22 protein-coding genes are annotated in these 26,983 nt (G+C 66.4%); 10 read left to right on the top strand and 12 right to left on the bottom strand.

The features are described 5' to 3' along the window. Positions 1–51 precede the first annotated feature (51 nt). Both acnA and bamE read right to left on the bottom strand, forming a co-directional pair. Positions 52–2,808 carry an aconitate hydratase AcnA gene (acnA, locus tag ABE571_RS01575; RefSeq protein WP_346462214.1) on the bottom strand — a complete coding sequence of 919 codons (2,757 nt, stop codon included), beginning with the start codon at positions 2,806–2,808 and terminating at the stop codon, positions 52–54. A gap of 247 nt (positions 2,809–3,055) precedes the next feature. Further along, the gene (gene bamE, locus ABE571_RS01570) at positions 3,056–3,433 is read right to left on the bottom strand and encodes an outer membrane protein assembly factor BamE (RefSeq protein WP_346462216.1); all 378 of its coding nucleotides are present in this window, start codon (positions 3,431–3,433) and stop codon (positions 3,056–3,058) included. Between the two features lie 200 nt (positions 3,434–3,633). Between bamE and ABE571_RS01565 the strand changes: the two genes are divergently transcribed. From ABE571_RS01565 to acnB, 3 genes are read left to right on the top strand one after another with little or no spacing between them, the layout of a single operon-like run. Beyond that, positions 3,634–3,858, top strand: a complete 225-nt coding sequence (locus ABE571_RS01565) for an AbrB/MazE/SpoVT family DNA-binding domain-containing protein (protein ID WP_123729167.1) — start codon at positions 3,634–3,636, stop codon at positions 3,856–3,858. 7 nt (positions 3,859–3,865) lie between these two features. Further along, positions 3,866–4,264, top strand: coding sequence for a type II toxin-antitoxin system VapC family toxin (locus tag ABE571_RS01560; protein WP_313212487.1), 399 nt, complete (start codon positions 3,866–3,868; stop codon positions 4,262–4,264). 49 nt (positions 4,265–4,313) lie between these two features. Then, positions 4,314–6,899 carry a bifunctional aconitate hydratase 2/2-methylisocitrate dehydratase gene (acnB, locus tag ABE571_RS01555; protein ID WP_346493055.1) on the top strand — a complete coding sequence of 862 codons (2,586 nt, stop codon included), beginning with the start codon at positions 4,314–4,316 and terminating at the stop codon, positions 6,897–6,899. A gap of 103 nt (positions 6,900–7,002) precedes the next feature. Here acnB and ABE571_RS01550 read toward each other — a convergent pair whose 3' ends face one another. Then, a complete protein-coding gene (locus ABE571_RS01550) occupies positions 7,003–8,256 on the bottom strand; it encodes a LysR family transcriptional regulator (protein ID WP_346493054.1) in 1,254 nt (417 codons plus the stop codon). Between the two features lie 101 nt (positions 8,257–8,357). On the opposite strand from ABE571_RS01550, the gene ABE571_RS01545 reads away from it, so the two are divergent. The 6 genes from ABE571_RS01545 to ABE571_RS01520 all read left to right on the top strand — a co-directional run bounded on the left by ABE571_RS01545 (position 8,358) and on the right by ABE571_RS01520 (position 14,738). Beyond that, positions 8,358–9,029, top strand: a complete 672-nt coding sequence (locus tag ABE571_RS01545; protein WP_313212473.1) for a 4-carboxy-4-hydroxy-2-oxoadipate aldolase/oxaloacetate decarboxylase — start codon at positions 8,358–8,360, stop codon at positions 9,027–9,029. Beyond that, on the top strand, positions 9,022–10,077 hold the full coding sequence (locus tag ABE571_RS01540; RefSeq protein ID WP_313212472.1) for a 4-oxalomesaconate tautomerase: 1,056 nt from the start codon (positions 9,022–9,024) through the stop codon (positions 10,075–10,077). Before ABE571_RS01545 ends, ABE571_RS01540 begins: the two co-directional genes overlap by 8 nt. A 42-nt stretch (positions 10,078–10,119) precedes the next feature. Further along, a complete protein-coding gene (dctA, locus tag ABE571_RS01535; protein ID WP_313218241.1) occupies positions 10,120–11,433 on the top strand; it encodes a C4-dicarboxylate transporter DctA in 1,314 nt (437 codons plus the stop codon). A gap of 76 nt (positions 11,434–11,509) precedes the next feature. Beyond that, positions 11,510–12,805, top strand: coding sequence for a carbohydrate porin (locus ABE571_RS01530; RefSeq protein WP_346493053.1), 1,296 nt, complete (start codon positions 11,510–11,512; stop codon positions 12,803–12,805). A 23-nt stretch (positions 12,806–12,828) separates the two neighbouring features. Then, entirely contained in the window at positions 12,829–13,851 is a 1,023-nt protein-coding gene (locus ABE571_RS01525; RefSeq protein ID WP_313212469.1) for an amidohydrolase family protein, read from the top strand. A gap of 11 nt (positions 13,852–13,862) precedes the next feature. Continuing rightward, a complete protein-coding gene (locus ABE571_RS01520) occupies positions 13,863–14,738 on the top strand; it encodes an amidohydrolase family protein (protein WP_346462219.1) in 876 nt (291 codons plus the stop codon). A 21-nt stretch (positions 14,739–14,759) separates the two neighbouring features. Here the strand turns inward: ABE571_RS01520 and ABE571_RS01515 are convergent, their stop codons facing one another. The 4 genes from ABE571_RS01515 to ABE571_RS01500 are packed head-to-tail and all read right to left on the bottom strand — an operon-like array spanning position 14,760 to position 19,616. Beyond that, positions 14,760–15,830: a chemotaxis response regulator protein-glutamate methylesterase gene (locus ABE571_RS01515; protein WP_346462221.1), complete on the bottom strand. Its 1,071-nt coding sequence runs from the start codon at positions 15,828–15,830 to the stop codon at positions 14,760–14,762. Continuing rightward, a complete protein-coding gene (cheD, locus tag ABE571_RS01510; protein WP_121036713.1) occupies positions 15,827–16,423 on the bottom strand; it encodes a chemoreceptor glutamine deamidase CheD in 597 nt (198 codons plus the stop codon). Before cheD ends, ABE571_RS01515 begins: the two co-directional genes overlap by 4 nt. Continuing rightward, positions 16,420–17,280 (bottom strand): CheR family methyltransferase, encoded by an 861-nt coding sequence (locus ABE571_RS01505; RefSeq protein ID WP_313212465.1) that lies wholly within the window; start codon positions 17,278–17,280, stop codon positions 16,420–16,422. The genes cheD and ABE571_RS01505 overlap by 4 nt, the downstream gene beginning before the upstream one ends. 53 nt (positions 17,281–17,333) lie before the next feature. After that, positions 17,334–19,616, bottom strand: coding sequence for a methyl-accepting chemotaxis protein (locus ABE571_RS01500; protein ID WP_346493052.1), 2,283 nt, complete (start codon positions 19,614–19,616; stop codon positions 17,334–17,336). 51 nt (positions 19,617–19,667) lie between these two features. On the opposite strand from ABE571_RS01500, the gene ABE571_RS01495 reads away from it, so the two are divergent. Beyond that, positions 19,668–19,838: a hypothetical protein gene (locus tag ABE571_RS01495; protein ID WP_313211890.1), complete on the top strand. Its 171-nt coding sequence runs from the start codon at positions 19,668–19,670 to the stop codon at positions 19,836–19,838. Here ABE571_RS01495 and ABE571_RS01490 read toward each other — a convergent pair. The 5 genes from ABE571_RS01490 to ABE571_RS01470 form a co-directional block, all read right to left on the bottom strand. Next, entirely contained in the window at positions 19,835–22,195 is a 2,361-nt protein-coding gene (locus ABE571_RS01490) for a methyl-accepting chemotaxis protein (protein ID WP_313211888.1), read from the bottom strand. The genes ABE571_RS01495 and ABE571_RS01490 overlap by 4 nt on opposite strands. Positions 22,196–22,291: 96 nt before the next feature. Then, positions 22,292–22,675 (bottom strand): hypothetical protein, encoded by a 384-nt coding sequence (locus ABE571_RS01485; protein WP_088435034.1) that lies wholly within the window; start codon positions 22,673–22,675, stop codon positions 22,292–22,294. Between the two features lie 173 nt (positions 22,676–22,848). Further along, positions 22,849–23,340 (bottom strand): chemotaxis protein CheW, encoded by a 492-nt coding sequence (locus ABE571_RS01480; RefSeq protein ID WP_121036718.1) that lies wholly within the window; start codon positions 23,338–23,340, stop codon positions 22,849–22,851. A 182-nt stretch (positions 23,341–23,522) separates the two neighbouring features. After that, on the bottom strand, positions 23,523–24,302 hold the full coding sequence (locus ABE571_RS01475; RefSeq protein ID WP_346481186.1) for a flagellar regulator YcgR PilZN domain-containing protein: 780 nt from the start codon (positions 24,300–24,302) through the stop codon (positions 23,523–23,525). Between the two features lie 182 nt (positions 24,303–24,484). Beyond that, complete coding sequence (locus tag ABE571_RS01470) at positions 24,485–26,728, bottom strand: methyl-accepting chemotaxis protein (RefSeq protein ID WP_346481185.1); 2,244 nt, start codon at positions 26,726–26,728, stop codon at positions 24,485–24,487. Positions 26,729–26,983 lie beyond the last annotated feature (255 nt).

Below are 26,983 nucleotides of genomic sequence, written 5' to 3'. Positions count from 1 at the left end.
GTCACGTCATCCCCTGGATGGAGACGGCGTACTTCGCCAAGTGGCTGACGCTTACTTCTTCCCCGCCAGCTGGCGCAGCACGTACTGCAGCAGGCCGCCGTGCTTGAAGTACTCCACTTCCTTCGGGGTCAGCAGCATCACATGGACCTCGAAGGTCTTCTTCGTGCCATCGGCCCGGGTCGCGGTGAGGGTGGCCGATTTGCTGGCGCCATCCTCCAGGCCGGTGATGTCGACGACTTCCGAGCCATCCAGGCCCAGGCTCTGTGCGTTCTCGCCGTTCTTGAACTGCAGCGGCAGCACGCCCATGCCAACCAGGTTGGAGCGGTGGATGCGCTCGAAACTCTCGGCGATCACCGCCTTGACGCCCAGCAGGTTGGTGCCCTTGGCTGCCCAGTCGCGGGAGGAGCCGGTGCCGTATTCCTTGCCGGCGAACACCACCAGCGGGACGCCCTCGGCCTTGTACTTGACGGCCGCGTCGTAGATCGCCAGCTTCTGCGGCTCGCCGCCGTCCTTCGGGAAGTACAGCGTGTTGCCGCCTTCTTCGCCGCCGAACATCAGGTTCTTGATCCGGATGTTGGCGAAGGTGCCGCGCACCATGACGTCATCGTTGCCGCGGCGACTGCCGTAGCTGTTGAAGTCAGCCGGCTGCACGCCACGCTCCTGCAGGAAGCGGCCCGCCGGGGAATCCTTCTTGATGTTGCCGGCCGGGGAGATGTGATCGGTGGTGATCGAGTCGCCGAACAGGCCCATCACACGCGCGCCATGCACATCCTCGATGTGGCCGACGTCCATCGTCATGCCGTCGAAGTAGGGCGGGTTCTTGATGTAGGTCGAGTTGCCATCCCACTCGTACAGATCGCCATCGGGCGACTGGATGGTGTTCCAGCGGGTGTCGCCCTTGAACACGTCGGCATAGTTCTTCTTGAACATCTCCGGCCCGATGGTCGCGGCGATCACGTCGCCGATTTCCTTGTTGCTCGGCCAGATATCGCGCAGGTACACCGGCTGGCCATCGCTGCCCGTGCCCAGCGGCTCGGTGGTCAGGTCGATATCGGTGGTGCCGGCGATGGCGTAGGCGACGACCAGCGGCGGGCTGGCCAGATAGTTCATTTTGACTTCCGGGTGCACGCGACCTTCGAAGTTGCGGTTGCCCGACAACACCGAGGCCACCACCAGGTCACCGGCGGCGATGCCCGCACTGACTTCGGTCGGCAGCGGGCCGGAGTTGCCGATGCAGGTGGTGCAGCCATAGCCGACCACGTAGAACCCGATCTTTTCCAGCTCGGTAAGCACACCGGCTTTTTCCAGGTAATCGGTGACCACGCGCGAGCCCGGGCCGAGCGAGGTCTTCACCCACGGCTTGCGGTCCAGCCCCTTGGCGGCCGCGTTGCGGGCGAGCAGGCCGGCACCGATCATCACCGCCGGGTTGGAGGTGTTGGTGCACGAGGTGATCGCGGCGATCACCACCGCGCCATCCTTCAGGCGGAATCTGTGACCCTCCAGCTCGACATCGCTGTAGCCCTTGGCCAGCTGTTCGTTGCCGACCGCCGCACCGCCGCCTTCGTTGACGAACTTGGAGACGTCATCGTTGCGCTTGTCGCGGTTGGTGGTCAGGCCGACCAGGTTCTCGCGGTAGTTCTGCTTGACGTCTTCCAGCAGCACGCGGTCCTGCGGGCGCTTGGGGCCGGCCAGCGACGGCTTGACCTCGCCCATGTCCAGTTCCAGCGTGGCGCTGTAGCTGGCGTGCGCGGTGTTGGCGTCGTGCCACAGGCCCTGGGCCTTGGCATAGGCTTCGACGAGATCGATCTGTGCTTCGCTGCGGCCGGACAGGCGCAGGTAGGTCAATGATTCTTCGTCGATCGGGAAGATGCCGCAGGTGGCGCCATATTCCGGTGCCATGTTGCCGATCGTGGCACGGTCGGCCAGCGGCAGGTGCTGCAGGCCCTCACCGAAGAACTCCACGAACTTGCCGACCACGCCGTGCTTGCGCAGCATCTGGGTGACGGTCAGCACCAGATCGGTGGCGGTGGCGCCTTCGGGCATGCGGCCGGTCAGCTTGAAGCCGACTACCTGCGGGATCAGCATCGAGGACGGCTGGCCGAGCATCGCGGCCTCGGCTTCGATACCGCCCACGCCCCAGCCGAGCACGCCGATGCCATTGATCATGGTGGTGTGGCTGTCGGTCCCGAACACGGTGTCCGGGTACGCCACCGCCTTGCCATCCTTGTCCGCGGTCATGACGACGCGGGCCAGGTTTTCCAGGTTCACCTGGTGGACGATGCCGGTGTTGGGCGGCACCACCTTGAAATCATCGAAGGCCTTCTGGCCCCAGCGCAGGAAGCCATAGCGTTCCTGATTGCGCTGGAATTCGATCTTGCCGTTGAGATCCAGCGCGTCGGGCGTGCCGAACACATCGACCTGCACCGAGTGATCGATCACCAGCTCGGACGGAATCTGCGGATTGATCTGCTCCGGTCGACCGCCGAGCTTGACCACCGCATCGCGCATCGCGGCCAGGTCGACGACGCAGGGCACGCCGGTGAAATCCTGCAGCACCACGCGCGCGGGCATGAAGGCGATCTCGATGTCGGGCTCGGCCTTGGGGTCCCACTGGGCCACGGCCTGGATGTGGTCCTTGCCGACGGTGACGCCACCATCCTCGTGCCGGAGCAGATTCTCCAGCAGGATCTTCATCGAATAGGGCAGGTGGGAGATGTCGAACGTCTGTCCGAGCTTGGGCAGGCTGAAGTAGTCGTAGGTGGTGCCGCCGACGTCCAGCTGGCTGCGGGTGGAGAACGAATCGCTCATTGCAGATGACTCCTTTGCTGATGGCTTGCAACGGCTGCGCCGGAACGCGCGCCTGCTTGCGGCTGCCGTCGGGCTCGCTGCGCCCGCCGATCCCTCGCAGTATGCGACAGCGGCCGGGGCGTGCCAGCCCTTGGGCTCAGGACGCAAGGTTACACAGGCATGTGTAGTGCCGATGTCATCGCCTGCATCCCGAATGCAGACGGGGCGCCATGGGCGCCCCGTCTGGAAGTAGCTCGGCCGCGGCCGCTTACTTGCCGTTGGCGGCGTCGATCAGGGGGTTGCCGGTCTTGCCCACCGCATTGGTCTTGGACTTGGCGGACAACACGCCGGTCTTGCCGAACTCGAACACGGTGGCTTCCTGGATGTTCTTGCCGAACGACTTGATCTTGACGAAGTCGTAGTACCAGACCTGCGTGTCGCCGAGCTGTTCGCGGCGGCTGGGGGCGCCGAAGGCGCCACGCACATCATCCTGGGTGGTTTTGCCCACTTCGGCGGCATCCAGTTGCTGCTGGGTGATCTCGGTGCCGGTGGTGTAGGCGCCAAACGGGTTGGCATGCGCCGATGGGGCAGCCAGGGCCAGCGGGGCGGCAATCAGCAGGGCAAAAGCGAGGGTGGTGGCGCGCATCGTGGGATGTCCTTGTCTATCGATGGGGGTGCGGGTCGCCAGGAGGGCGGCAAGCGTCCGGGTCCAGGCGGCAGCGGTTGCTGCTCGTTCAGTCTAGCCTTCTTGCCGGGCCCGGGACGCCCGAAAGGCGGGCGCCGCCTGGATTTGCCCCTGAACGTCAAAGTACGTACAATTTATACATACTTTTCGAGGCGTACCCCATGGAAGCTACTGTTGCTGAACGCGGACAGATCACGCTGCCCAAGGCCGTGCGTGACGCCCTGGGGCTGACCAAGGGCACCCAGTTGACCGTGGAGCTGGAAGGCGGCCGCATCATCCTGCGCAAGAGCGTGGACGATGCGATCTCCCGCGCCCGCGGCAAATTCGCACTGGATGGCTTCGAGTCGTCCGAGGCCGCCGTGAAGGCTGTCCGTGACGAAGACTGAGCCCGCGATGATCGCCGTCGATTCGCCGGTGCTGATCGAACTGCTCAGCAACGGCCCGCAGGCCGATGCCGTCGAGGCCTGCCTGCGCCAGAGCCTGGTCGGCGGGCGCGTGGTGGTCTGCGGCGCGACCTTGGCCGAGCTGTGCGCCTCGCTGCGCGGCGGCGCCGAAGTGCTCGAAGCGCTGGAGGAAATGGGTGTCCATTTCAACGCGCTGGAGGCCAAATCGGCCCTGCGCGCCGGCGAGATGCAGCGCCGCCACCGGCAGCGTGGCCAAGGCCGGCGCAGCCTGGACGACTTCATGGTGGGGGCCCATGCACTGCTGCAGTGCGATGGCCTGATCACCTGGAACGACACGTTTTACCGCGACTACTTCAAGGGCCTGAAGCTGATCGTGCCGCAAGCCTGAGCCCATTCTTTAAACCGCATTCTTTCAAAAGAATCACCCGGGAGTTGTCATGTTGGAAGCCTACCGCCACCACGTAGCCGAGCGCGCCGCGCTTGGCATCCCGCCGCTGCCGCTGAGCGCCCAGCAGACGGCCGACGTCATCGAACTGCTGAAGAACCCGCCCGCCGGCGAAGCCGAGTTCCTGCTTGACCTGCTGACCCACCGCGTGCCGGCCGGCGTCGATGACGCTGCCAAGGTCAAGGCCTCGTACCTGGCCGCGATCGCCCTGGGCAGCGAAGTCAATCCGCTGATCACGCGCGAGCGCGCCACCGAACTGCTGGGCAGCATGCTCGGCGGTTACAACGTCGCCCCGCTGGTCCAGCTGCTGGACGACGCTGCCGTCGGTGCGATCGCCGCCGATGCGCTGAAAAACACCCTGCTGGTGTTCGATGCCTTCCACGACGTGCAGGAAAAGGCCAAGGCCGGCAATGCCAACGCCCAGGGCGTGCTGCAGAGCTGGGCCGATGCGGAGTGGTTCACCAGCCGTCCGCAGGTGCCCGAAAGCCTGACCATCACCGTGCTCAAGGTGACCGGCGAAACCAACACCGATGACCTGTCGCCGGCCCCGGATGCCACCACCCGCCCGGACATCCCGCTGCACGCCCTGGCGATGCTGAAGAACAAGCGTGATGGCATCGAGCCGGAAGAAGACGGCAAGCGCGGCCCGGTCACGTTCATCGAATCGCTGAAGGACAAGGGTCACCTGGTCGCCTACGTGGGCGACGTGGTCGGTACCGGTTCCAGCCGCAAGTCGGCCACCAACTCGGTGCTGTGGTTCACCGGTGAAGATATTCCGTTCATCCCGAACAAGCGCTTCGGCGGCGTGTGCCTGGGTTCGAAGATCGCCCCGATCTTCTACAACACCATGGAAGACGCCGGTGCGCTGCCGATCGAACTCGACGTGTCGCAGATGAACATGGGCGATGTGATCGAGCTGCGTCCGTACGACGGCAAGGCCCTGAAGGACGGCGCCGTCATTGCCGAGTTCAAGGTCAAGTCCGATGTGCTGTTCGACGAAGTGCGCGCCGGTGGCCGCATTCCGCTGATCATCGGCCGCGGCCTGACCGCCAAGGCGCGTGAAGCGCTGGGCCTGGCCCCGACCGATCTGTTCCGCCTGCCGATGGACCCGCCGGATACCGGCAAGGGCTTCTCGCTGGCGCAGAAGATGGTCGGCCGCGCCTGCGGTCTGCCGGAAGGCCAGGGCATGCGCCCGGGCACCTACTGCGAACCGAAGATGACCTCGGTGGGCTCGCAGGACACCACCGGTCCGATGACCCGTGACGAACTGAAGGACCTGGCCTGCCTGGGCTTCTCGGCCGACCTGGTGATGCAGTCGTTCTGCCACACCGCCGCGTACCCGAAGCCGGTGGACGTCAAGACCCACCACACCCTGCCGGAGTTCATCTCCACCCGTGGCGGCATCTCGCTGCGCCCGGGCGACGGCGTGATCCACAGCTGGCTCAACCGCATGCTGCTGCCCGACACCGTCGGCACCGGCGGCGACTCGCACACCCGTTTCCCGGTGGGCATTTCGTTCCCGGCCGGCTCGGGCCTGGTCGCCTTTGCGGCGGCCACCGGCGTGATGCCGCTGGACATGCCCGAATCGGTGCTGGTGCGCTTCAAGGGCACGATGCAGCCGGGCGTGACCCTGCGTGACCTGGTCAACGCGATCCCGCTGTACGCGATCAAGTCCGGTCTGCTGACCGTGGCCAAGGCCGGCAAGAAGAACATCTTCTCCGGTCGCATCCTGGAAATCGAAGGTCTGCCGGAGCTGAAGGTCGAACAGGCGTTCGAACTGTCCGATGCCTCGGCCGAACGTTCGGCCGCCGGTTGCTCGGTGCACCTGAACAAGGAGCCGATCATCGAGTACCTCACCAGCAACATCACGCTGCTGAAGTGGATGATCGCCGAGGGTTACCAGGACGCCCGTTCGCTGGCGCGGCGCATCGAGAAGATGGAGGCCTGGCTGGCCAACCCGGAGCTGCTGGCCCCGGATGCCGACGCCGAGTACGCCGCCGTCATCGAGATCGACCTGGCCGACATCCACGAGCCGATCGTGGCCTGCCCGAACGATCCGGATGACGTCAAGACGCTGTCGGACGTGGCCGGCGCGGCCATCGATGAAGTCTTCATCGGTTCGTGCATGACCAACATCGGTCACTTCCGTGCGGCGGCCAAGCTGCTGGAAGGCAAGCGCGACATCCCGACCAAGCTGTGGGTGGCCCCGCCGACCAAGATGGATGCCTCGGAGCTGACCAAGGAAGGCCATTACGGCACCTTCGGCACCGCCGGCGCACGCATGGAAATGCCGGGCTGCTCGCTGTGCATGGGCAACCAGGCACAGGTGCGTGAGGGTGCGACGGTGTTCTCGACCTCGACCCGCAACTTCCCGAACCGTCTGGGCCGCAACTCCAACGTGTACCTGGGGTCGGCCGAACTGGCCGCGATCTGCTCGCGTCTGGGTCGCATCCCGACCAAGGAAGAGTACATGGCCGACATCGGCGTGCTGGATGCCAGCAGCAAGGACATCTACCGCTACATGAACTTCGACCAGATCGAGGATTATCAGGAAGTCGCCGGTACGGTGGCTGCCTGATCCGGTGCCGGGCGCTGCCCGGCCTCGGTAGCCATCGACCGTGGGTCGATGGATGAACACAAGAACCCCCGGTGAACGCCGGGGGTTTTTTCATGCGCGACGCTCAGGGTGTCGGAAACCGGAACGGCCAGGCCTCGTCGCCTGCATCGTTGCGTTCGGTACAGACCTGCCGGAACGTCTCCACGAACGCCTGCTGCAGCCGGGTAGGGTGCCAGTCAGCGCGGGTGGTCAGGCCGATACGGCGGCGCAGGTCATCGCCGGCCCGGCCGATCTCGCAGAGCAGGCCGGCCCGACGTTCGAACACGAACTGATCGCGCGACATCAGCGTGAGCCAGTCGTCTTCGAGCAGCAGGCCGCGGGTGATCAACACCGAACCACACTCGATGCGCAGCCGCGGGGGTTCGTGGCCATGCTGGCGGAACATCCGCTCCCAGCGCGCCCGGACCGGGGCCCCCGTCGCGGCGATCACCCAGGGGTAGTCGAGCAGCTGTGGAAAGTGGATCCCTTGGGTGGCAGCCAGTGGATGTCCGCTGCGCGCGACAATGACCGGGTCGTCGTCGAACAGTCCTTCCTGCGCGATGTCGCGTACCGGCAGCTTGTCGCGCATCGCGCCGATCAACAGGTCCAGGCTGCCTTCGCGCAGGTCACCGAGCAGCTCGGCGTAGGGGCCTTCGATCACGTTCATCGTCGCCCCCGGATGCGCGCGCGCAAAGCGGGCAAGCACCTGGGGCAACAGGATGGCCCGGGCCAACGGCATGACGCCGAGCGCGACCCGGCCGCCCTGTTGCGAGCGTAGTGAGGCAAGTTCATCGACGCCGGCGCTCAGCTCGGACAGCGCCAGGCGGACCAGACGGAGCATGCGTGTGGCCGCGGGAGTCGGCTGCACGGTTTTCCCGCGGCGCACCATCAACGGTGTCTCAATCACCTCGGCGAGCTCGTGCACCGCGCGATAGATGGCCGGTTGGGACACGCCCGCGCGGCTCGCCGCGAGCGTGAAGCTGCCGGCGGTATCCACTGCGGCCAAGGCGCGCAGCTGGCCCAAGGTGACCCGCCGCTCCACAGCGGGCATCGCCGGCAGGCGCTGGGCCCGGCGGGCCCCGCGGACACCGTGCGCGATGTAGGCAAGCGCGCGTTCGATCCGCGGCACCAGCAGCCCGGCCGCCTCGGTCGGCGACATGCCGCCGGGCTGGCGATCGAACAGCGGCGCGTCCAACTGTTTCTCCAGCCGCGCGATGGCCTGCGTCAACGCCGGCTGGGACAGATTCACGTGCGGTGCGGCCGCGCTGATGCCGCCGTGGTGGTAGACCGCGGCGAGGGCATGCAGATGCTTAAGGTTCAGGTCCAGAGGTGTGCTCATGGATCAACTATAACCAAACCCAATGGCTGTTTCGAAAAACGATCTTGAGGGGTTGGGCGGCGCAAGGACAGACTGCGCCATCGTCAACGAAGGATGGATGGATGTCCCGGGTAGTCTCTTCTATCGAACGCGCCGATGCGGCGGTGATCCAGGTGCTTGCGCAGGCCGGTGTTGCCACCGCGCATGAAGCGCAGGGCCGCAGCGGTCTGCTGCATCCGCGGCTGCGCCCGATCTATGGCGGTGGGCGCATCGCCGGTAGCGCGATCACCGTGTCGGTGCCGCCGGGCGACAACTGGATGATGCACGTGGCCATCGAGCAGCTCCGCGAGGGCGACGTGCTGGTGGTGGCGCCGACCAGCGACTGCACCGACGGCTACTTCGGCGATCTGCTGGCGACCTCGGCCCAGGTGCGTGGCTGCCGCGGGCTGGTGATCGATGCCGGCGTACGCGACGTGCGTGACCTCACCGCGATGGGCTTCCCGGTCTGGAGCCGCGCGATCCACGCGCAGGGCACGGTCAAGGAAACGCTGGGGTCGGTCAATGTGCCGGTGGTCTGTGGCGGGGCACTGGTCCGGCCGGGCGATGTGGTGATCGCCGACGACGACGGGGTCTGCATCGTGCCGCGTGCGGATGCGGCGCATGTGGCCCGCGAGGCACAGGCCCGCGAGGCCCGTGAAGCGGACAAGCGCGAACGGTTGGCCAAGGGCGAGCTGGGCCTGGACATCTACCAGATGCGCGAGCGCCTGGCGGCCAAGGGCCTGCGCTATGAGTAAGGCCGTGCGCGCGATGTGGATGCGCGGCGGCACCTCCAAGGGCGGGTTCTTTCTCGCTTCGGAGCTGCCGGCCGAGCCGGCCACGCGCGATGCCTTCCTGCTACGTGCGTTCGGCTCGCCCGATCCGCGCCAGATCGATGGCATGGGCGGCGCTGATCCGCTGACCTCCAAGGTCGCGGTCGTGGCGCCCTCCCGCCATGCGGATGCCGACGTGGACTATCTGTTCCTGCAGGTGTTCGTGGACCAGGCCGTGGTCAGCGATGCGCAGAACTGCGGCAACATGCTGGCCGCCGTCGGCCCGTTCGCCATCGAGCGTGGATTGGTTGCAGCCACGGGCGAGCAGACCGACGTACGCATCTTCATGTGCAACACCGGCACGCTCGCCTCGGCGACCGTGCAGACGCCGCAGGGCACGGTGGCGTATGACGGCCAGGCACGCATCGACGGCGTGCCCGGCAGCGCCGCCCCGGTTCCATTGGCGTTCGCCGACATCGCCGGCTCCAGCTGTGGCGCGCTGCTGCCGACCGGCCATGCTGTCGATGTCATCGACGGGGTGGAGACCACCCTGATCGACAACGGCATGCCGTGCGTCGTGCTGCGCGCCTCCGATGTGGGCATCACCGGCCATGAGGACCGCGCCACGCTGGACGCTGATGAGGCGCTCAAGGCCACGTTGGAGGCGATCCGCCTGCAGGCCGGCCCGCTGATGCGGTTGGGTGATGTCAGTGCCCAGTCCGTCCCCAAGATGATGCTGGTGGCGGCGCCTCGCGCAGGCGGGGCGATCAGCGTCCGTTCGTTCATTCCGCATCGCTGCCACGCCTCCATCGGGGTGCTTGGGGCAGTGACGGTCGCCACGGCCTGTCTGCTGCCAGATTCCCCCGCGCATGCCCTCGCGGCGCTGCCCGGCGGCCCGCATCAGACGCTGGAGATCGAGCACCCCAGTGGAAGCACCGCTGCCGTGCTGGATCTGGACGCGGCCGGGCAGGTGACCCGCGCCGCGGTACTGCGCACCGCGCGAAAGCTCTTCGACGGCGTGCTGTTCGACTGAATACGCACGACGTCCTTATTCTTGTGACCTGGGAGGGTTGATATGACCGTTGTAGAGAAGCGGCCGAGCCGCTTCGGCATTGTGGGCCAGCTCTGGTTCCAGGTGCTGGCAGGTACCGTGATCGGCGTGCTGTTGGGGTGGCTGCAGCCGGACATCGGCTCGGCGATGAAGCCCTTCGGCGACGCGTTCATCAAGCTGATCCGGATGATGATCGGTCCGATCATCTTCGTCACGGTGGTGCATGGCATCGCCGGCATGCGCGACATGCGCAGCGTGGGCCGCCTGGCCCTGAAATCGCTGATCTACTTCGAAGTCATCACGATCCTGGCGCTGATCGTGGGCCTGGTGGTGGTGGATGTCTGGAAGCCGGGCGCGGGGATGAACATCGACCCGGCCACTATCGACATGGCCAGCATCCAGGGCTACGTGCACAGCGCGCATGACCAGTCGATCGTGTCCTACATCATGGCGATCATCCCCAACACGCTGGTGAGCGCCTTCACCGAAGCGCACGTGCTGCAGGTGCTCTTCGTGGCGGTGCTGTTCGGTGTGGCGCTGGCCTCGATCGGCGAGCGTGGGGCGCCGGTGATGAAGGTGATCGAGTCCACCTCGGGCGCGCTGTTCAAGATCATCGGCTACATCATGTACTTCGCCCCGATCGGCGCCTTCGGTGCAATCGCCTTCACCGTTGGCCAGTTCGGTGCGGGCTCGCTGCTGTCGCTGGGCGAGCTGATCATCGAGTTCTTCGTGGTCTGCGGGCTGTTCACCGTGCTGGTGCTGGGCAGCGTGTGCTGGTGGACCGGTGCCAGCTTGTGGCGGCTGCTGGGCTACCTGCGCGATGAGATCGTCATCGTCGCGGCGACCACCTCCACCGAAACCGTCCTGCCGCGCCTGATCGAAAAAATGAAGAAGCTGGGCTGCGAAGAAGGTGTGGTGGGTTTCGTGATCCCGGCCGGCTACTCGTTCAACCTCGACGGCACCTGCCTGTACCTGACCACCGTCGCGCTGTTCCTGGCCCAGGCGACCAACACCGAGCTGACCGTCTGGCACCAGCTGGGCCTGATCGCGGTGCTGCTGCTGACCTCCAAGGGAGCGGCCGGTGTGGCCGGCGCGGCATTCGTGGTGCTGGCGGCGACGCTGGGTACCACCGGCACGATTCCGGTGGCGAGCATCGCGTTGATCCTGGGCATCCACCGGATCCTGGCAGAGGGCCTGACCTTCGTGAACCTGATCGGCAATGCGATCGCGGTGCTGGTCATCGCCAAGTGGGAAGGCAAGCTCGACGAGAAGGTGCTGGCCGAGCAGATCGGCACTCGGCGGCTGAGACGCCGCGTGCTGACTGCCGCCACCGTCTGATCCTGCCGCCGCGGCGCTGCCGCGGCCTCCCGACATCCATCCGTTGCGCGGCTGCGGCCGCGCACAGGAGGCGCTTGTGTCCCGTTTTCCCCGCAATACCCTTTGCCTGCTGGTGGCTACCAGCCTGGCGGCGCCGGCGTTCGCCGCGTCCGCTTCACCCAAGGGCAGTCTGCCCGATGGCGTCGATCTCACGTTGGACCTGGTCGGCAACGTCGCCTCCAATCCGGTCGGTGGTGTCGAGCAGGGCACCGAAGGCTCGTACTGGGTGATGGCCCAGTCCAAGTTTGATCTGGACACGCTGTGGGGTATCCACAACACCGACGTCGATGCGCAGTGGGCCTGGTTCGCCGGCCGCAACCTGGCGCGCGAGAAAATCGGCAATTCGATCAGTGCCCAGCAGACCTGGCGGCCGGTGGCCGGCGGGCGCCTGACCCGGCTGACCCTGCGCCACCGCTTCGACAACGGCCTGAGCATCATTGCCGGGCGTGCCCCGGTGAACAGCTACTTCAACAGCTCCGCGCTCAACTGCGTGTTCATGAGCAACGCGATGTGCCTGACCCCGTATGGGGCGATCACCGATCTGGGCATCACTGCCTACCCGAACGCGTCCTGGGCCGGGATCGTGCGCTACGACGTGAATGACCGCTGGTATGCGCAGGCCGGTGCCTTCGACTACAACAACGCCTTGAACAAGGCCGGCAAGAACGGCCTGGACTTCTCGGTGGGCGAGGGTACCGGGACCATCACCGCGTATGAAGTCGGCTACCAGACCAGCTTCGCCAATGACCGTCTGCCGCGGACCTTCCGGCTGGGCATGTACCGCAACAGCGATGGTGGCAAGAGCTCCTACTACGATGCCAACGGCACCTCCGCAGCGCTGACCGGCAGGCCGACCGCGGTGCAGGACGGTGCGCGGTCGGGCGGGTATGCCATGGCCGATCAGACGGTCTGGCGGGGTACAGGCAAGCGCAACCTCGCGCTGTTTGCGCGCGCGTACGTGAACACGGGCAACGAAGCGCCGGTCGACACCTTCGTCTCGGCCGGCTTCGTCAAGACCGGCACCTTCGCCGGCCGCGAGCAGGACACGTTGGCGATGTTTGTCTCCAACACCCACTTCAGTGACGAACAGATCGACTTCCTGCGCGACCGGCGTACCCGCAATGGCGGCAACGGTGCGCCGCATGCGGACGAGATCATCGCCGAGCTCAGCTATGGCTGGGCCGTGCACAAGGGCATCCGCCTGATGCCCAACCTGCAGTACGTCATCAACCCCGATCCCCTCTACGCGCCTACCCGTACCACCGACATTCCCGATGCGCTGATTGTCGGGCTGCGCATGGACATCCACTTCGCCCAGCTGTTCGGCTGGTGATTGATCCCCCACGAGGCCCCTGCATGATCATCGATTGCCACGGTCATTACACGACCGCCCCCGCCAGCCACGACGCCTTCCGCAAACAGCAGATCGCGCATTACCACGACCCCTCGCTGCCGGCGCCGGTCTACCCGGAGATCAGCGATGCGGAGTTGCGCGAGAGCGTGGAGGCCAACCAGTTGCGCCTGCTGCGCGAGCGTGGTGCCGACATGACCATATTCTCCCCGCGTGCCAGCACCATGGCCCATCACATCGGCGACGAACGGGTCAGCGCGGAATGGACACGCCGCTGCAACGACCTGATCGCCCGCGTGGTGGCGCTGTATCCGGAGACCTTCATCGGCGTGTGCCAGCTGCCGCAGTCGCCGGGCGTGCCGATCGCCCATTCGATCGCCGAGCTGGAGCGCTGCGTCAACGAGCTCGGCTTCGTGGGCTGCAACCTCAACCCGGACCCGTCCGGCGGCCACTGGACCGGCCTGCCGCTCACCGACAAGGCCTGGTATCCGTTCTTCGAGAAGATGGTGGAACTGGACGTTCCGGCGATGGTGCATGTCTCGGGCAGCTGCAACGCCAACTTCCATGCCACCGGCGCGCACTACCTCAACGCCGATACCACCGCGTTCATGCAGTTCCTGCAGGGCGACCTGTTCCGTGACTTCCCTGCGTTGCGTTTCATCATTCCGCACGGCGGCGGTGCGGTTCCCTATCACTGGGGGCGTTTCCGTGGCCTGGCCGACATGCTGGGCAAGCCGCCGCTGAACGAGCACGTCATGAAGAACGTGTTCTTCGATACCTGCGTCTATCATCAACCGGGCATTGATCTTCTTTTCAAGGTCATCGACATCGACAACATCCTGTTCGGTTCGGAAATGGTCGGCGCGGTCCGCGGCATCGATCCGGAAACGGGGCAGTTCTTCGACGACACGCTGCGGTATGTGAACGCGCTGGGCCTGTCCGAGAGCGATCGCCGCAAGGTGTGCGAAGGCAACGCGCGGCGGGTCTATCCGCGTCTGGATGCGCAGCTGAAGGCGAGGGGCCTGTGATGAGTGATTTCGTGAAAGACGCCGATTGGCTGGATTTCTGCCCCACACCGAGCGTGCCGCGCTTCGTGCCGCCCATGGGCGCCGTGGACGCGCATTGCCATGTCTTCGGGCCGGGCGACCGCTTCCCCTACGCACCCGAGCGCAAGTACACCCCATGCGACGCCGGCAAGGAACAGCTGTTCGCGCTGCGTGACCTGCTGGGATTCGAGCGCAGCGTGATCGTCCAGGCCACCTGCCATGGCGCCGACAACAGTGCCCTGGTCGATGCCCTGCGCAGTGCGGGCGGCCGCGCCCGTGGCGTGGCGACCGTGCGTGACAGCGTGACCGATGCTGAACTGCGTGAGCTGCACGCGGCGGGCGTGCGCGGGGTCCGCTTCAATTTCGTGAAGCGGCTGGTCGATCCCAAGCCGGATGCGTACTACCGCGCGATCATCGAGCGCATTGCGCCGCTGGGCTGGCACGTGGTGGTCTACTTCGAGGCGGCCGATCTGGCCGAGCGCTGGGACTTTTTCACCTCACTGCCGACCACCGTGGTGGTGGACCACATGGGCCGACCGGACGTGACCCAGCCCGTGGAAGGTCCGGCGTTCCAGCAGTTCGTGCGGCTGATGGATGAGCACGCCAATGTGTGGAGCAAGGTCAGCTGCCCGGAGCGCCTCTCGCGCAGTGGGCCGCCGCATTACGACGACGTGGTGCCGTTCGCGCGCCACCTGGTGGAGAGATTCCCGGACCGGGTCTTGTGGGGGACGGACTGGCCGCACCCCAATCTGACCTCGCATATGCCCGACGACGGTACGCTGGTGGACGTCATTCCGCGTATCGCAGTGACCGCGGATCTGCAGCGCAGGCTGCTGGTGGACAACCCGATGCGGCTGTACTGGGCGTAGGTGTCGACCGGCCCGCCGCCGCTAGCTGCGGGCCAACGCCATCAACCGCTCCGCAATCCGCTCCAGCGGCACCATTTCCTCGGCCGCGCCGATCCTCACCGCGCTGCCCGGCATGCCCCAGACCACGCTGGTGGCTTCATCCTGCACCAGGGTCGGGGCACCGGCGTTGCGAAGATCCAGCAAGCCGCGCGCACCATCGTCGCCCATACCGGTCAGGATCGCGCCGATGGCATTGGCGCCCGCGCTTTCGGCCACCGAGCGGAACAGCACGTCCACCGCCGGCTTGTGCCGGTTGATCGGCGGACCGTCGTCGATCCGGCACCGCCAGCGCGCACCGTCCCGGATCACGCGCAGGTGCTTGCCACCGGGCGGCAGGTAGGCATGGCCGGGCAGGACCGCTTCGCCGTCGGTGGCTTCGCGCACCGACATTGCCGAATGGCGGTCCAGGCGCTCGGCGAACGGGGTGCTGAACTGCGCCGGCAGGTGCTGGGTCATCACCACGGCCGGGGCATCGGCCGGCAGGCCTTCGAGCACCACGCGCAGGGCTTCGGTGCCCCCGGCGGAGGCGCCGATGGCGATCAGGCGGTCGGTGGTGCGGAACTGGATGGAGCGCGGTGTCGCCACCGGCGCCACGGCACCCAGGGTGATCCGCGGGGGATTGGGCCGGGACAGCGGGCGCACGCGCGAGCGCGCGGCCATCTTGACCTTGGCGATGATCTCGTCGGCGTAGCCCTGCAGGCCACGGGCGACATCCAGCTTCGGCTTGGAGACAAAGTCCACCGCGCCCAGCGCCAGCGCCTGCAGGGTGGTGTCGGCACCGCGCTCGGTGAGCGAGGAGATCATCACCACCGGCAGCGGATGCAGGCGCATCAGGTTTTCCAGGAAGGCCAGGCCATCCATCCGTGGCATTTCCACGTCCAGCGTGATCACGTCCGGCGCCAGGCGCTTGATCTTCTCGCGCGCCAGCAGGGGATCGGCAGCGGTGCCGACGACCTCGATGCCGGGATCGCTGGCGAGGATCTCGCTCAGCATCTGGCGGACGACCGCCGAGTCGTCGACGATCAGGACTTTGCAGGGCACGCCGTGGGTCATTCGAACAGCTCCACGCCACCGGTGACCGGGGCCTTGGACAGGCGGGCGCGCACGGCCGATTCGGTCGCGGCCACTTCAGCTTCATGGGCGTGCGGCAGGCGCTGCACCACCACGCGGCCGGTATCGGCGAAGAACCACACCTTGCGTGGATGGATGCCGCACAGGTCCTCGGCGATGATCGGAATGTGCTCGGCCTGCAGGTACTGGCGCACGAACTCGGCGTTGCGGGTGCCAACCGGGTTGCTGGTGAAGCCCTTGAGCACGTTGGCCCCGCCGAACACCTTGGCCTCCAGCCGCTTGCGGTGCGCGCCGCGCTTGAGCAGATCGTTGATCAGCAGTTCCATCGCGTAGCTGCCGTAGCGCGCGGGCGCGCCATCACCGACGTTGCCTTCGGGCAGCAGGAAATGGTTCATGCCACCGATCTTGAGCACCGGATCGCGCAGGCAGGCGGCCACGCAGGAGCCCAGCGTGGTGGTCAGTGCGGTGTTGTCATCCACGGCGAGGTACTGGGTCGGCAGCAGCTTGGCGGCGGTCACCTGGAAGCGGCTGTCGAAATAGCGCATCACCTCGTCGTTACGGATCGGCAGACTCATACCGGTGCTCCCGGCGCGCGCTTGTACAGCGTGCGGCCGCAGGGTTGGATCAGGTCGGCGGCGTGCAGGTAGTTCTCCGAGTGGCCGGTATAGAGCAGGCCGTCATCGCCCATGTGCTGGATGAGACGCGAGAGGATCCCGCGCTGGGTCGGTTTGTCGAAATAGATCATCACGTTGCGGCAGAACAGGGCATCGAACGGGCCACCGACGTCGTAACGGCTGGCGAGCAGGTTGAGCGGACGGTAGTCGATGAGGTCACGCAGGGCTGGATTGACCCGGCAATGCCCTTCGTTGGGGCCGGTACCGCGCTGGAAGTAGCGCTTGCGGATCGCCGGATCCAGTCCGGCGACCCGGTCGATCGCGTACACGCCGCGGCTGGCGGTGGCCAGCACCTGGGTGTCCACGTCGGTCGCCAGGATGCGCACCGGCGGTTTGAGCGTGCCGAAGGTCTCGCAGGCCGTGATCGCCATCGAGTAGGGTTCTTCGCCGGTCGAGGCCGCGCACGACCACAGCTGCAGCGTGCCATGGCCGGCGCGAAGGCGCAGTTCCTCGGCGAGCTTCTCGAAGTGGTGAGGTTCGCGGAAGAACGCGGTGAGGTTGGTGGTCAGGGCGTTGGTGAACGCCTGCCATTCGTCACCGCCGTGGGCTTCGAGCTGGTCCAGGTAGTCGCTGAAGCTGCGCATGCCGAGCGCACGCAGCCGCCGCGACAGCCGTCCATAGACCATGTCGCGCTTGGCCGGGGCCAGCGAGATGCCGACGCGCTGGTAGATCAGCTCGCAGACGCGGCGGAAGTCACGGTCGGCGAACTCGAATTCGCGAGCGTTCGGTGAAGCGGCGTTGGCTGGGGGCGTGGACACGGGCGGACTCGCAGGGGAAGGGGGCGCGGCGATCGTGGGATCGCCGCGGGAACTCAGAACACTTGCCAGTTGCCGTCATCGGCCGACGTGCTGCGCGGGGTGCGCACCGGGGCGGTGGCACGCGGGGCAGGGGATGCCGGCGGTGCCGGGCGGCTGGGGCGGCGCATCGGGGCCAGCTCGGCAACCGCACGGGCGGTCACGGCACTGACCGCCTGGGCGACCTGGTTGTCGAGGCGGAAGATCGCCACCGCATCGGCCAGCTGGGTGGCCTGTTCTTCCATCGCACGGGCGGCGGCCGTGGCTTCTTCCACCAGGGCGGCGTTCTGCTGGGTGGTCTCGTCCATCTGCACCACGGTCTGGTTGACCTGGTCGATGCCGGCGGACTGCTCCTGCGAGGCCGCCGAGATCTCGGCCATGATGTCGGTCACGCGCTGCACCGAGGCCACGATCTCGCCCATGGTGGCACCGGCCTGGTTGACCAGCTGGGAGCCCTCGGCGACCTTGCCGACGGAGTCGTCGATCAGGCCCTTGATCTCCTTGGCCGCGCCGGCTGAACGCTGGGCCAGCGTGCGCACTTCGGAGGCGACCACCGCAAAGCCGCGGCCCTGCTCGCCGGCACGGGCGGCTTCCACCGCGGCGTTCAGCGCCAGGATATTGGTCTGGAAGGCGATGCCGTCGATGACCGAGATGATCTCGGCGATCTTCTTCGAGGAGGTCTGGATCGCGGCCATGGTGGTCACCACTTCGCCGACGACATTGCCGCCCTGGGAGGCCACCGTGTGTGCGCCGATCGCCAGCTGGTTGGCCTGGCGGGCATGTTCGGCATTCTGGCGCACCGTGGAGGTGAGTTCCTCCATCGAGGCGGCGGTCTCTTCCAGGTTGGCGGCCTGCTGCTCGGTGCGGCGCGAGAGGTCGCTGTTGCCGGTGGCGATTTCACCGGCGGCCAGGTTGATGCTGCTGGCGGCCTCCTGGATCTGGCCGACGATCTGGGTCAGCTGCGCGACGGTGGCGTTGGCATCGTCGCGCATGGTGGCGAAGACGCCCTGGAAATCGCCGTGCATGCGCGCGGTCAGATCGCCCTCGGCAATGGCCGACAGGAGCTGCGAGAGCTTGCCCAGGTTCTCATCGCTGACCTGCATCATCGCGTTGAGGTGACCGATCATCCGGCGGAAATCGTGATCGAAGCGGGCGGTGTCGCCCCGCTGGCTGAAATCGCCGGCGGCGGCGGCCGCAGCCAGGCGCTGGATCTCGCCATTGATGCTGCCCAGGTTCTGCTTGACCGCATCGACGGTGCCGGTGATGGCGGCCTTTTCGCCCGGGTAGCGCGCGATATCGGCGCTGAGGTCGCCCTGTGCGTAACGCTGCACCACCGCCAGCACCTCGTCCATGGTCTGCACGTGCGCGCCGACCAGGCTGTTGGTCTCGTGCACCATCAGGCCGTACTCGCCGGGGAAGGCGGTTTCATCCATCCGGTAGCCGGTGTTGCCGGCGTCGTGGCGGCTGGCCATCTCGCGCTGGCCGCTGATCACCGCGTGCAGCTGTTCCTGCATGCGCGCCATGCTCTCCAGCAGGCGGCCGGGTTCGTCATGGGCCTGTTCGCCGATGCGGCTGTCCAGCTTGCCGCGGGCGATGCTCTCGGCCACATGGGTGGCCTGGCGCAGGGGCAGGGTGATGCGGTTGCCGATCAGCCAGCTCAGCGCCAGCACGATCAGCACCACGCCGCCGCCGGTCGCCGCCATGATCGCGGTGAACACCAGTGCCTGCTGCTGCACATCGTCCATGTAGACGCCGCTGCTGACCACCCAGTTCCACGGTGCGTACATCCCGGCATAGGCCACCTTCTCGACCACCTTCTCGGTGCCCGGCTTGGCCCACTGGTAGGAAACGAAGCCACCGCCGAGGCGGGCCATGCCGATCTGGTCGTAGTACACGCGCACCCCGTCATCGGTGCGGTAATCCTTCATGTCCTGCCCGATCAGCTCCTTGCGGAACGGATGCATGAGCATCCGGTAGTTCGTGTCGTACACGTTGAAGTAGTAGGTATCGCCGTCGGCACGCATGCTCTCCAGCGCCGTCAGCGCGGCCTGCTTGGCCGCAGCGTCGGTCAGTTCACCGCTGTCCGCCAGCCGGTGGTAGTGCTCCAGGATGCCGTAGGTGAGCTCGACCTGGGTCTTCAGGCTGTCCTTGCGGGTGTCGGTCAGATCCAGGTACTGCATGCGCGCAGCGACCACCGACAGGGCGATGACACCCAGGGCGATCAGCACGGTCAGCAGGTTGAGCTTGCGCCTGACGGACAGGTTGGAGAAATACGGGTTCCAGCGGCGGAATAGATTCATGGGCAGGGCATCTGAGCGGGCAAAAGCACGTGGCGATGCCAGGAGCACGCGGTGGCGATCACCATCCTGGCTGGCCGCGACGAAGTGTCGGGCAATGCTGTTATCGGCCGGATCCGGCGAGTATTGAGTGCGTTGCCCATCGGCCATTCAGCCGGACAACAAAAAACCCCGGTGCCGAAGCACCGGGGCCTGTCATTCACAGCACGCCGCAGGGCGGCTTAGAACTCCTGCCAGTCGCCGTCGGCCAGTTCGGTGGCCACCGGGCGCGAGGCCGGGCGACGCACTGCCGCCTGCGCCAGCGGCGCGCGGGCGGCACGCGGCGGTGCGACCACGGCCGGGGCGGGCGCGATGTCCTGCTCATCTAGCTTGAAGATCGACACGGCATCGGTCAGATGGCCGGCCTGCTCTTCCATGGCACGGGCGGCGGCGGTGGCTTCTTCCACCAGCGCGGCGTTCTGCTGGGTGGTCTCGTCCATCTGCACCACGGTCTGGTTGACCTGCTCGATGCCGGCGGACTGCTCCTGCGAGGCGGCGGAGATCTCGGCCATGATGTCGGTCACGCGCTGCACCGAGGCCACGATCTCGCCCATGGTGGCGCCCGCCTTCTGCACCAGCGCCGAGCCATCATTGACCTTGCCAACGGAGTCGTCGATCAGGCCCTTGATCTCCTTGGCCGCGCCGGCCGAACGCTGGGCCAGGGTGCGTACTTCGGAGGCCACGACCGCGAAGCCACGACCCTGTTCACCGGCACGCGCCGCTTCGACGGCCGCGTTCAACGCGAGGATATTGGTCTGGAAGGCGATGCCGTCGATGACCGAGATGATCTCGGCGATCTTCTTGGACGAGGTCTGGATCGCGCTCATGGTCGTGACGACCTGGCCGACCACATCCCCCCCCTGCGAGGCGACGGTGTGCGCGCCGATGGCGAGCTGGTTGGCCTGGCGGGCATGCTCGGCGTTCTGGCGCACGGTGGAGGTCAGTTCCTCCATCGAGGCCGCGGTTTCTTCCAGGTTGGCGGCCTGCTGTTCGGTACGGCGCGACAGGTCGCTGTTGCCGGTGGCGATCTCGCTGGCGGCCGAGTTGATCTGCTGGCTGGAGTGCTTGATCCGGGTGACGATGCCGCTGAGCTGCTCGGCGGTGGCGTTGGCGTCGTCGCGCATCCGGGCGAACACGCCCTGGAAGTCGCCGTGCATGCGCACGGTCAGGTCGCCCTGGGACAGCGCGGCGAGCAGGTTGGAAACCTGTTCGATGCTGGCCGAGTTGGCATCCAGCAGGCCGTTGAGCTGCTGGGCCAGCTGCAGGAAGAAGCCTTCCTTGCCATCGCTGTCGATGCGGCCGGAGAGATCGCCGGCCGCAGCCTGGGCGATCACGCGGGCCACTTCGGCTTCCACCAGGGCTTCCGGGGTGCGGTCACGCCATTCGATGACGTGGCCGACGGTCTCACCCTGTTCGTTGGCGATCGAGGAGATGACCTGGGCGAACTGGGCCTCGCCGAACTGCATCGGGCGGCGGCTGACGCCGTGCTGCTGCAGCTGGGCCAGGGTCTTGGGATCCATTTCGCTGCCGTGCTCCAGCGCGGCGGCCGACTTGCCGATCAGCGAGGCGGCGGCGTCGAAGTCCGGCAGGTCCTTGCGGATGTCGGCTTCGTACTGGCTCAGGGTCTGCTGCAGGGCGCGGTTGCTGTACACGATGGTGTGCTGCGCATCGGTCAGGTAGACGCCGGTGGAGCTGTAATCCAGCGCGGTACGGATGCGCAGGTTCTCGCGGGCAATGGCCTGGTCGGTTTCGGTACGCTCCCGCAGATCACGCTGCATGCGCTGCATGGCCTGCAGCAGATCGCCGACTTCATCCTTGCGGCTGACATCGATATGGCCGTCCAGCTTGCCGCTGGCGACATCGTTGGCGACCGAGACGGCGCCGCGCATGCTGCCCACCAGCGAACGGGCAAACAGATACACCAGCACCAGGCCCAGGGCGGCGCCGCCGAGCAGGGTGATGACGGTCAGCATGGCCGAGGCGGCGTAGGTGGATTCGGCTTCTTCGCGCGAGGCGCGCGAGAGACGGTTGTCTTCGGCGATCAGGGCTTCGAGCGCGGCCGAGGCCTTGCGATGCTTGGCGCGGGTTTCACCAACGAAGGTGTCCACGGCATCGTCGGGCAGGTCCAGCTCGAGCATTTCGGTGACGGCGTCGTAGGACGCCAGCGAGTCGGTCCAATCCTTGGCGAAGGTGTCAAACAGCTTCTTCTGCTGGGGATTGTCGATCAGCGCGGGGTATTTTTTGATCGAGGCGTCGATCTGGGTGCGAAGCTCCGCCGCGCGGGACTTGGCTTCGGCCTTGACGTCATCGCTGGCGCGGATGAGGCCCTGGTAAGCGGAGTTGCGGTACTCGCCGACCATGCCACGCAGTTCGCCGGCCATGCGGATGCTGTCCATCCGGGGGCCAGCCAGTTCAGTGGTGACGTTGTTGAGTGAGTGCAGGCCACGATAGGCCACGATGCCCTGCAGCAGCATCACCAGCAGGAGGACGCCGAAAGTCAGCATCAACTTGGGCATCAGTTTGAGGTTGTTGATCCACGGCATGGCAGGTGCGGTCTCCAGTGGCAAACGCGTCCGGCCGTCGGGGCCGGTTGCAGCGACCACGCCGGCCTGGGCCGGCGTGGCAGGGCGTACGGGCAATTACTTGATGTTGGCGAGCTTGAGGCCGGCCGGCGAGCTGACTTCGATTTCAGCGCGCGATGCATCGCGGGCGATCTTGCCGATCACGCAGACGGTCTTGCCTTCCAACGATTCCAGCGGGAAGCTGAACTTGTCGCGGTTGGCGCCGGCGATGCGGGCCGAGAAGGTGTGGCGCGGGAACGCGCCGCCCATGTACAGGAAGGTCGGCTGACCTTCAGAGCCTTCGGCGTAGCGGGCCTTCTCGACCTTGCCGCAGACCATGCCGTCCTTGCCGACCGAGCGCGGGGCCATTTCCGGCGGAATCATTTCACCGGACTGGGCGAATGCAGTAGAGGCGGAAGAGGCGATCACGGCGACCGAGAACAGGGCAAGCAGGGACTTCATCGGGAAAATTCTCCGGGGATATGGGCAAGGTGGCCCGGCCATGGGCGATCCAGTGCAGCCGGGTTCTGAAACCAGCTATCGGCCGGTCAGCGGGGAACTGAAGCATTTTTTTCGACGGTGGCCGTTGCCGGTGGCGACAGCGGCGTGACGGCCGTTTTTCTGTGACGGATGTCTCAGGCGGCGACGTCGTCGATGACCGGGGCCTGGCCCATGTCGGCGCTGTCGAGCAGGGTTTCGATATCCAGCAGGATCAGCATGCGATCGTCCTGGGTGCCGATGCCGGAGATGAAGCGGGTATCGACGGCGGCGCCGAACTCGGGCGTCGGGCGGATCTGGTCGGCAGCCAACGGGATGACGTCGGAGACGCTGTCAACGACGATGCCGACGACGCGGTCTTCGACGTTGAGGACGATCATGACGGTGAAGGCGTCGTAGGTGGCATTTTCCAGGCGCAGTTTGAGGCGCAGGTCGATGACGGGGACGATGGTGCCGCGCAGGTTGATGACGCCTTTGATGTAATCCGGGGCATCGGGGACGCGGGTGACGGAGTCGTAGCCGCGGATTTCCTGGACTTTGAGGATGTCCACGCCGTAGTGCTCGGCGCCGAGGGTGAAGCTGAGGTATTCGCCGCCGTCGCTGGCGGCGTTGGTGTTCTTGTCGTTCATCGAGGGGTCCTGGGTCGGGCGTGGCGGTCGAATAACCGGGGGTCACGCTGGATATCGGCCTGCTCGGGGGCGACTTTAGCTCCCACACCAACCCTGCCTTCAACTCGGGCCCAGCCAACTGTCCATGGGGCGGCGCGCTGACCCAACCACGCATCAACTGAGCCACGCAGTTGAAGCAGCCATCAACTCTCCCCGTTCTTCCTCGCACTGCGCTGCCGGTCGATACGGAAGATGTAGCGCTGGATCGCGCTGTCGCCACCGCGCGGGAGGTTGTCGAAGCGCATGCCGATGCGCTTCATCTCGACACCGTTGGGCAGCTTGACCGCCAACTGGTTGCAGACGATCAGCGAGACGTGCAGCGGGCTGCCATCGGGGAGATCGAGCTGGGCGGCGTAGCGTTTCTGCAGGGAGAATACGTTGCAGTCCACCGGTACCGTGACGGCCAGACCGCCGCCGCTGATGTCGACCACGCGCAGCTGCAGCACCTCACCGCGGTCTTCGTTGATCGGGAACTGCAGGTGGGGCGAATCGGTGATCGGCGTTTCCAGCCGGTACAGTTCGCGGCGCTGCAGGTGCACCAGCTCGTCGGGGAAAGGCACGCGGAAGGCAACATGGCCTTCGTTGCGCACGCGTTGCAGGCCATCCAGGCGGAAGCGCACCATCACCCGGTCCAGCTGGGCGAAGCACAGCAGGTGGCCGGCGTCTTCGGCGGCGCGGTTGGAGGGCTCGGACGGGCTGCCGTCCAGGAGCAGCCAATCGTCGTCTTCGTCCAGTTCCAGCACCGCGGTGGGGAAGGATTGATCGCGGCCGCCCAGATGGGCGTTGATCAACGAACGCTGGTCGATCAGCGCCTGCAGCAACTGCCGGATCTGTCGGGGGTTGCGGACCAGGTACCTGTCATCCGTGGCATCGTCGTGGATGCCATGGGGACGGTCGTGTGCGTCGAGGCTGCCTTCGGACATGGAATCTACTGGGTTGGGCGGGTGCCGGCGTGCGGAGATGCCGGGGCTCAGTCCGTTTATCGGCAGCAGTTCACATTTATGTAGGGGAATTGTGCCGCGGTGGCGTGGCATGGCACCGGCGAAACGACGACACCCCGCCGGAGCGGGGTGTCGAAGGTCGACCGATCACGTGTCGAACGCGATCAGAATTCCTGCCACTCGGTATCGTTGGCCAGGGCCGGTTCACGACTCATGACACGGCGGGGCGCGGCCGCCACGCTGCGCGGCTTGGCCGGTGCCGCCGCGCGCGGCAGGGCGGGTGCGCGGAGCACGGCTGCCGGTGCCGCGTGCGCCTGGCCCTCCAGCTTGAACAGCGCGACCGCATCGGTCAGATGGCCGGCCTGTTCTTCCATGGCACGGGCGGCGGCGGTGGCTTCTTCCACCAGCGCGGCGTTCTGCTGGGTGGTCTCATCCATCTGCACCACGGTCTGGTTGACCTGCTCGATACCGGCGGACTGCTCCTGCGAGGCGGCGGAGATCTCGGCCATGATGTCGGTCACGCGCTGCACCGAGGCCACGATCTCACCCATGGTGGCACCGGCCTGGTTGACCAGCTGCGAGCCTTCGGCAACCTTGCCGACCGACGCATCGATCAAGCCCTTGATCTCCTTGGCCGCGCCGGCCGAGCGCTGGGCCAGGGTGCGCACTTCAGAGGCGACGACCGCGAAGCCGCGACCCTGCTCGCCGGCGCGGGCGGCTTCCACCGCGGCGTTCAGCGCCAGGATGTTGGTCTGGAAAGCGATGCCGTCGATCACGGTGATGATGTCGGCGATGCGGCGCGAGGATGCGTCGATCTCGTGCATGGTGCTGACCACGCGGCCCACCACATCACCGCCCTGCGAGGCGACCGAGTGGGCGCCGATGGCCAGCTGGTTGGCCTGGCGGGCGTGTTCCGCGTTCTGGCGCACGGTGGAGGTCAGTTCCTCCATCGAGGCGGCGGTCTCTTCCAGATTGGCGGCCTGCTGCTCGGTACGACGCGACAGATCGTTGTTGCCCGAAGCGATTTCGCCGGCGGCGGTGCTGATGCTGGAGGACGCCTGCTGGATGCGGCCGACGATCTGGGTCAGCTGGGCGACGGTGGTGTTGGCATCGTCGCGCATCGAGGCGAACACCCCGTGGAACTGGCCCTGCATGCGCGCGGTGAGATCGCCGTTGGCGATGGACTGCAGCAGGTGCGAGAGCTGGGACAGATTGCCGTCGGCGACCTGCATCATCGTGTTGAGGTGCTCGATCATGACCCGGAAGTCGTGGTCGAAGCGTGTCGCATCGCCACGCTGGGTGAAGTCACCGGCGGCGGCGGCCTGGGCCAGCGACTGGATCTGCGTGTTGATCGCCAGCAGGCTCGCCTTGGCCGCATCCATCGATTCGTGCAGGATCGCGCGGGTGCCGGGGAGGCGGCGGGCGTTCGGCGAGAGATCGCCGGCGGCGTACTGGTTCAGGACGTTGATCGCGTCTTTGATCGAATCCAGGTGCTCGAAGATCACCGTGTTGATGCCGACGGCCAGCTGGCCATACACGCCCGGGAAATCTTCCGGAATGCGGTGGCTGATGTCCGGACCGGCGTGCATTTCCACCATCTGCTGGGTCTGCTCGGAGAAGCGGCGCAGCATCACGGTCATGTCGCGGGTGGCGGTCAGCATCTTGCCGGCTTCATCCTTGCTGGTGGCCTGGATGTTGACCGACAGATCGCCACGGGCGACCGACTGGATGGCGTGCACGGCCTGGCCAAGCGGGCGGGTGATGGCGCGCGAGATCACGACGCCCATCACGGCAGCCAGCAGCGACAGCAGCACGATGCAGCCGATGATCGCGTAGACGCTGTTCTGGTGCGTGGCGTTGGCGCTTTCGATGCGGCTGGCCATCACGCCGTTGCTGAACTCGCCCAGGTCCTTGAGTGCGGCGAACAGCGCGCGGCGTGCCGGGCGCGACTGTTCATCGGAGATCTGCTGGGCAGTGACGCCGTCGCCGGCGGCGATGGCGTCCTTGATCTGGCCGTTGGCCTTGAAGTAGTCGGCAGTGCGCGCGGCCACCACGTCGTACAACTGACGTTCCTTGTCGCCGGCCGGCAGCAGCGCGTAGGCGGCCAGCTCGGCGTTGACGATCTTGCCGGTGTCGGCCATGCGCTTGTCGTAGTCGGCGACCGACTCCGGCTTGTCCAGCACGGTCAGCTGGGCCATTTCGTAAGTGCGGAACTCGCCGAGCTGCGCGCGCACTTCGCCCAGGTGCTGGACCGAGGGAATGTCGTTGGTGCTCATCGCGCGCAGCTGGGCGTTGGCCTCGCCCAGGCGGACCAGGGCGAAGCTGCCCAGGGCCAGCGTCATCAACGTGGTGAGCGTGAAGCCTACCGCCAGCTTGCGGGCGATGGGCAGGTCGTGGAACCACTTCATGATTGAAACTCCGGGCAGGGCAGTGACGCACAGCCGTGGGGTGCTGGGCGGAATCAGCGGGATGGGAGAGAGTGGAGCGGAGGAGCGCGACGGTTGCCGTGGTCGCTACTTCGGATAGCGGCGCTGATCGACCGCAACTTGATAGTGCCGCGTCACATTTTTTTCACATTCGCCATCACGGCGCGATGGGCGGCGATGCTTGCTGTTGCAAGGGGTTGAGCGGTTTCTTCCGTACGCACGCGGACGGTGGGAGGG

The organism is Stenotrophomonas sp. TWI273 (assembly GCF_039674765.1).
Classification (GTDB): Bacteria; Pseudomonadota; Gammaproteobacteria; order Xanthomonadales; family Xanthomonadaceae; genus Stenotrophomonas.
This window is presented reverse-complemented; position numbering and strand designations above follow the sequence as displayed.

Coding starts and splice junctions, on each gene's coding strand:
- ABE571_RS01485 (WP_088435034.1), bottom strand. CDS start 22,675: ATGAAGTCCCTGCTTGCCCTGTTCTCGGTCGCCGTGATCGCCTCTTCC.
- ABE571_RS01540 (WP_313212472.1), top strand. CDS start 9,022: ATGAGTAAGGCCGTGCGCGCGATGTGGATGCGCGGCGGCACCTCCAAG.
- ABE571_RS01470 (WP_346481185.1), bottom strand. CDS start 26,728: ATGAAGTGGTTCCACGACCTGCCCATCGCCCGCAAGCTGGCGGTAGGC.
- ABE571_RS01525 (WP_313212469.1), top strand. CDS start 12,829: ATGATCATCGATTGCCACGGTCATTACACGACCGCCCCCGCCAGCCAC.
- acnA (WP_346462214.1), bottom strand. CDS start 2,808: ATGAGCGATTCGTTCTCCACCCGCAGCCAGCTGGACGTCGGCGGCACC.
- ABE571_RS01565 (WP_123729167.1), top strand. CDS start 3,634: ATGGAAGCTACTGTTGCTGAACGCGGACAGATCACGCTGCCCAAGGCC.
- ABE571_RS01475 (WP_346481186.1), bottom strand. CDS start 24,302: ATGTCCGAAGGCAGCCTCGACGCACACGACCGTCCCCATGGCATCCAC.
- ABE571_RS01560 (WP_313212487.1), top strand. CDS start 3,866: ATGATCGCCGTCGATTCGCCGGTGCTGATCGAACTGCTCAGCAACGGC.
- ABE571_RS01480 (WP_121036718.1), bottom strand. CDS start 23,340: ATGAACGACAAGAACACCAACGCCGCCAGCGACGGCGGCGAATACCTC.
- ABE571_RS01550 (WP_346493054.1), bottom strand. CDS start 8,256: ATGAGCACACCTCTGGACCTGAACCTTAAGCATCTGCATGCCCTCGCC.
- ABE571_RS01500 (WP_346493052.1), bottom strand. CDS start 19,616: ATGAATCTATTCCGCCGCTGGAACCCGTATTTCTCCAACCTGTCCGTC.
- cheD (WP_121036713.1), bottom strand. CDS start 16,423: ATGAGTCTGCCGATCCGTAACGACGAGGTGATGCGCTATTTCGACAGC.
- dctA (WP_313218241.1), top strand. CDS start 10,120: ATGACCGTTGTAGAGAAGCGGCCGAGCCGCTTCGGCATTGTGGGCCAG.
- ABE571_RS01545 (WP_313212473.1), top strand. CDS start 8,358: ATGTCCCGGGTAGTCTCTTCTATCGAACGCGCCGATGCGGCGGTGATC.
- bamE (WP_346462216.1), bottom strand. CDS start 3,433: ATGCGCGCCACCACCCTCGCTTTTGCCCTGCTGATTGCCGCCCCGCTG.
- ABE571_RS01515 (WP_346462221.1), bottom strand. CDS start 15,830: ATGACCCACGGCGTGCCCTGCAAAGTCCTGATCGTCGACGACTCGGCG.
- ABE571_RS01490 (WP_313211888.1), bottom strand. CDS start 22,195: ATGCCGTGGATCAACAACCTCAAACTGATGCCCAAGTTGATGCTGACT.
- acnB (WP_346493055.1), top strand. CDS start 4,314: ATGTTGGAAGCCTACCGCCACCACGTAGCCGAGCGCGCCGCGCTTGGC.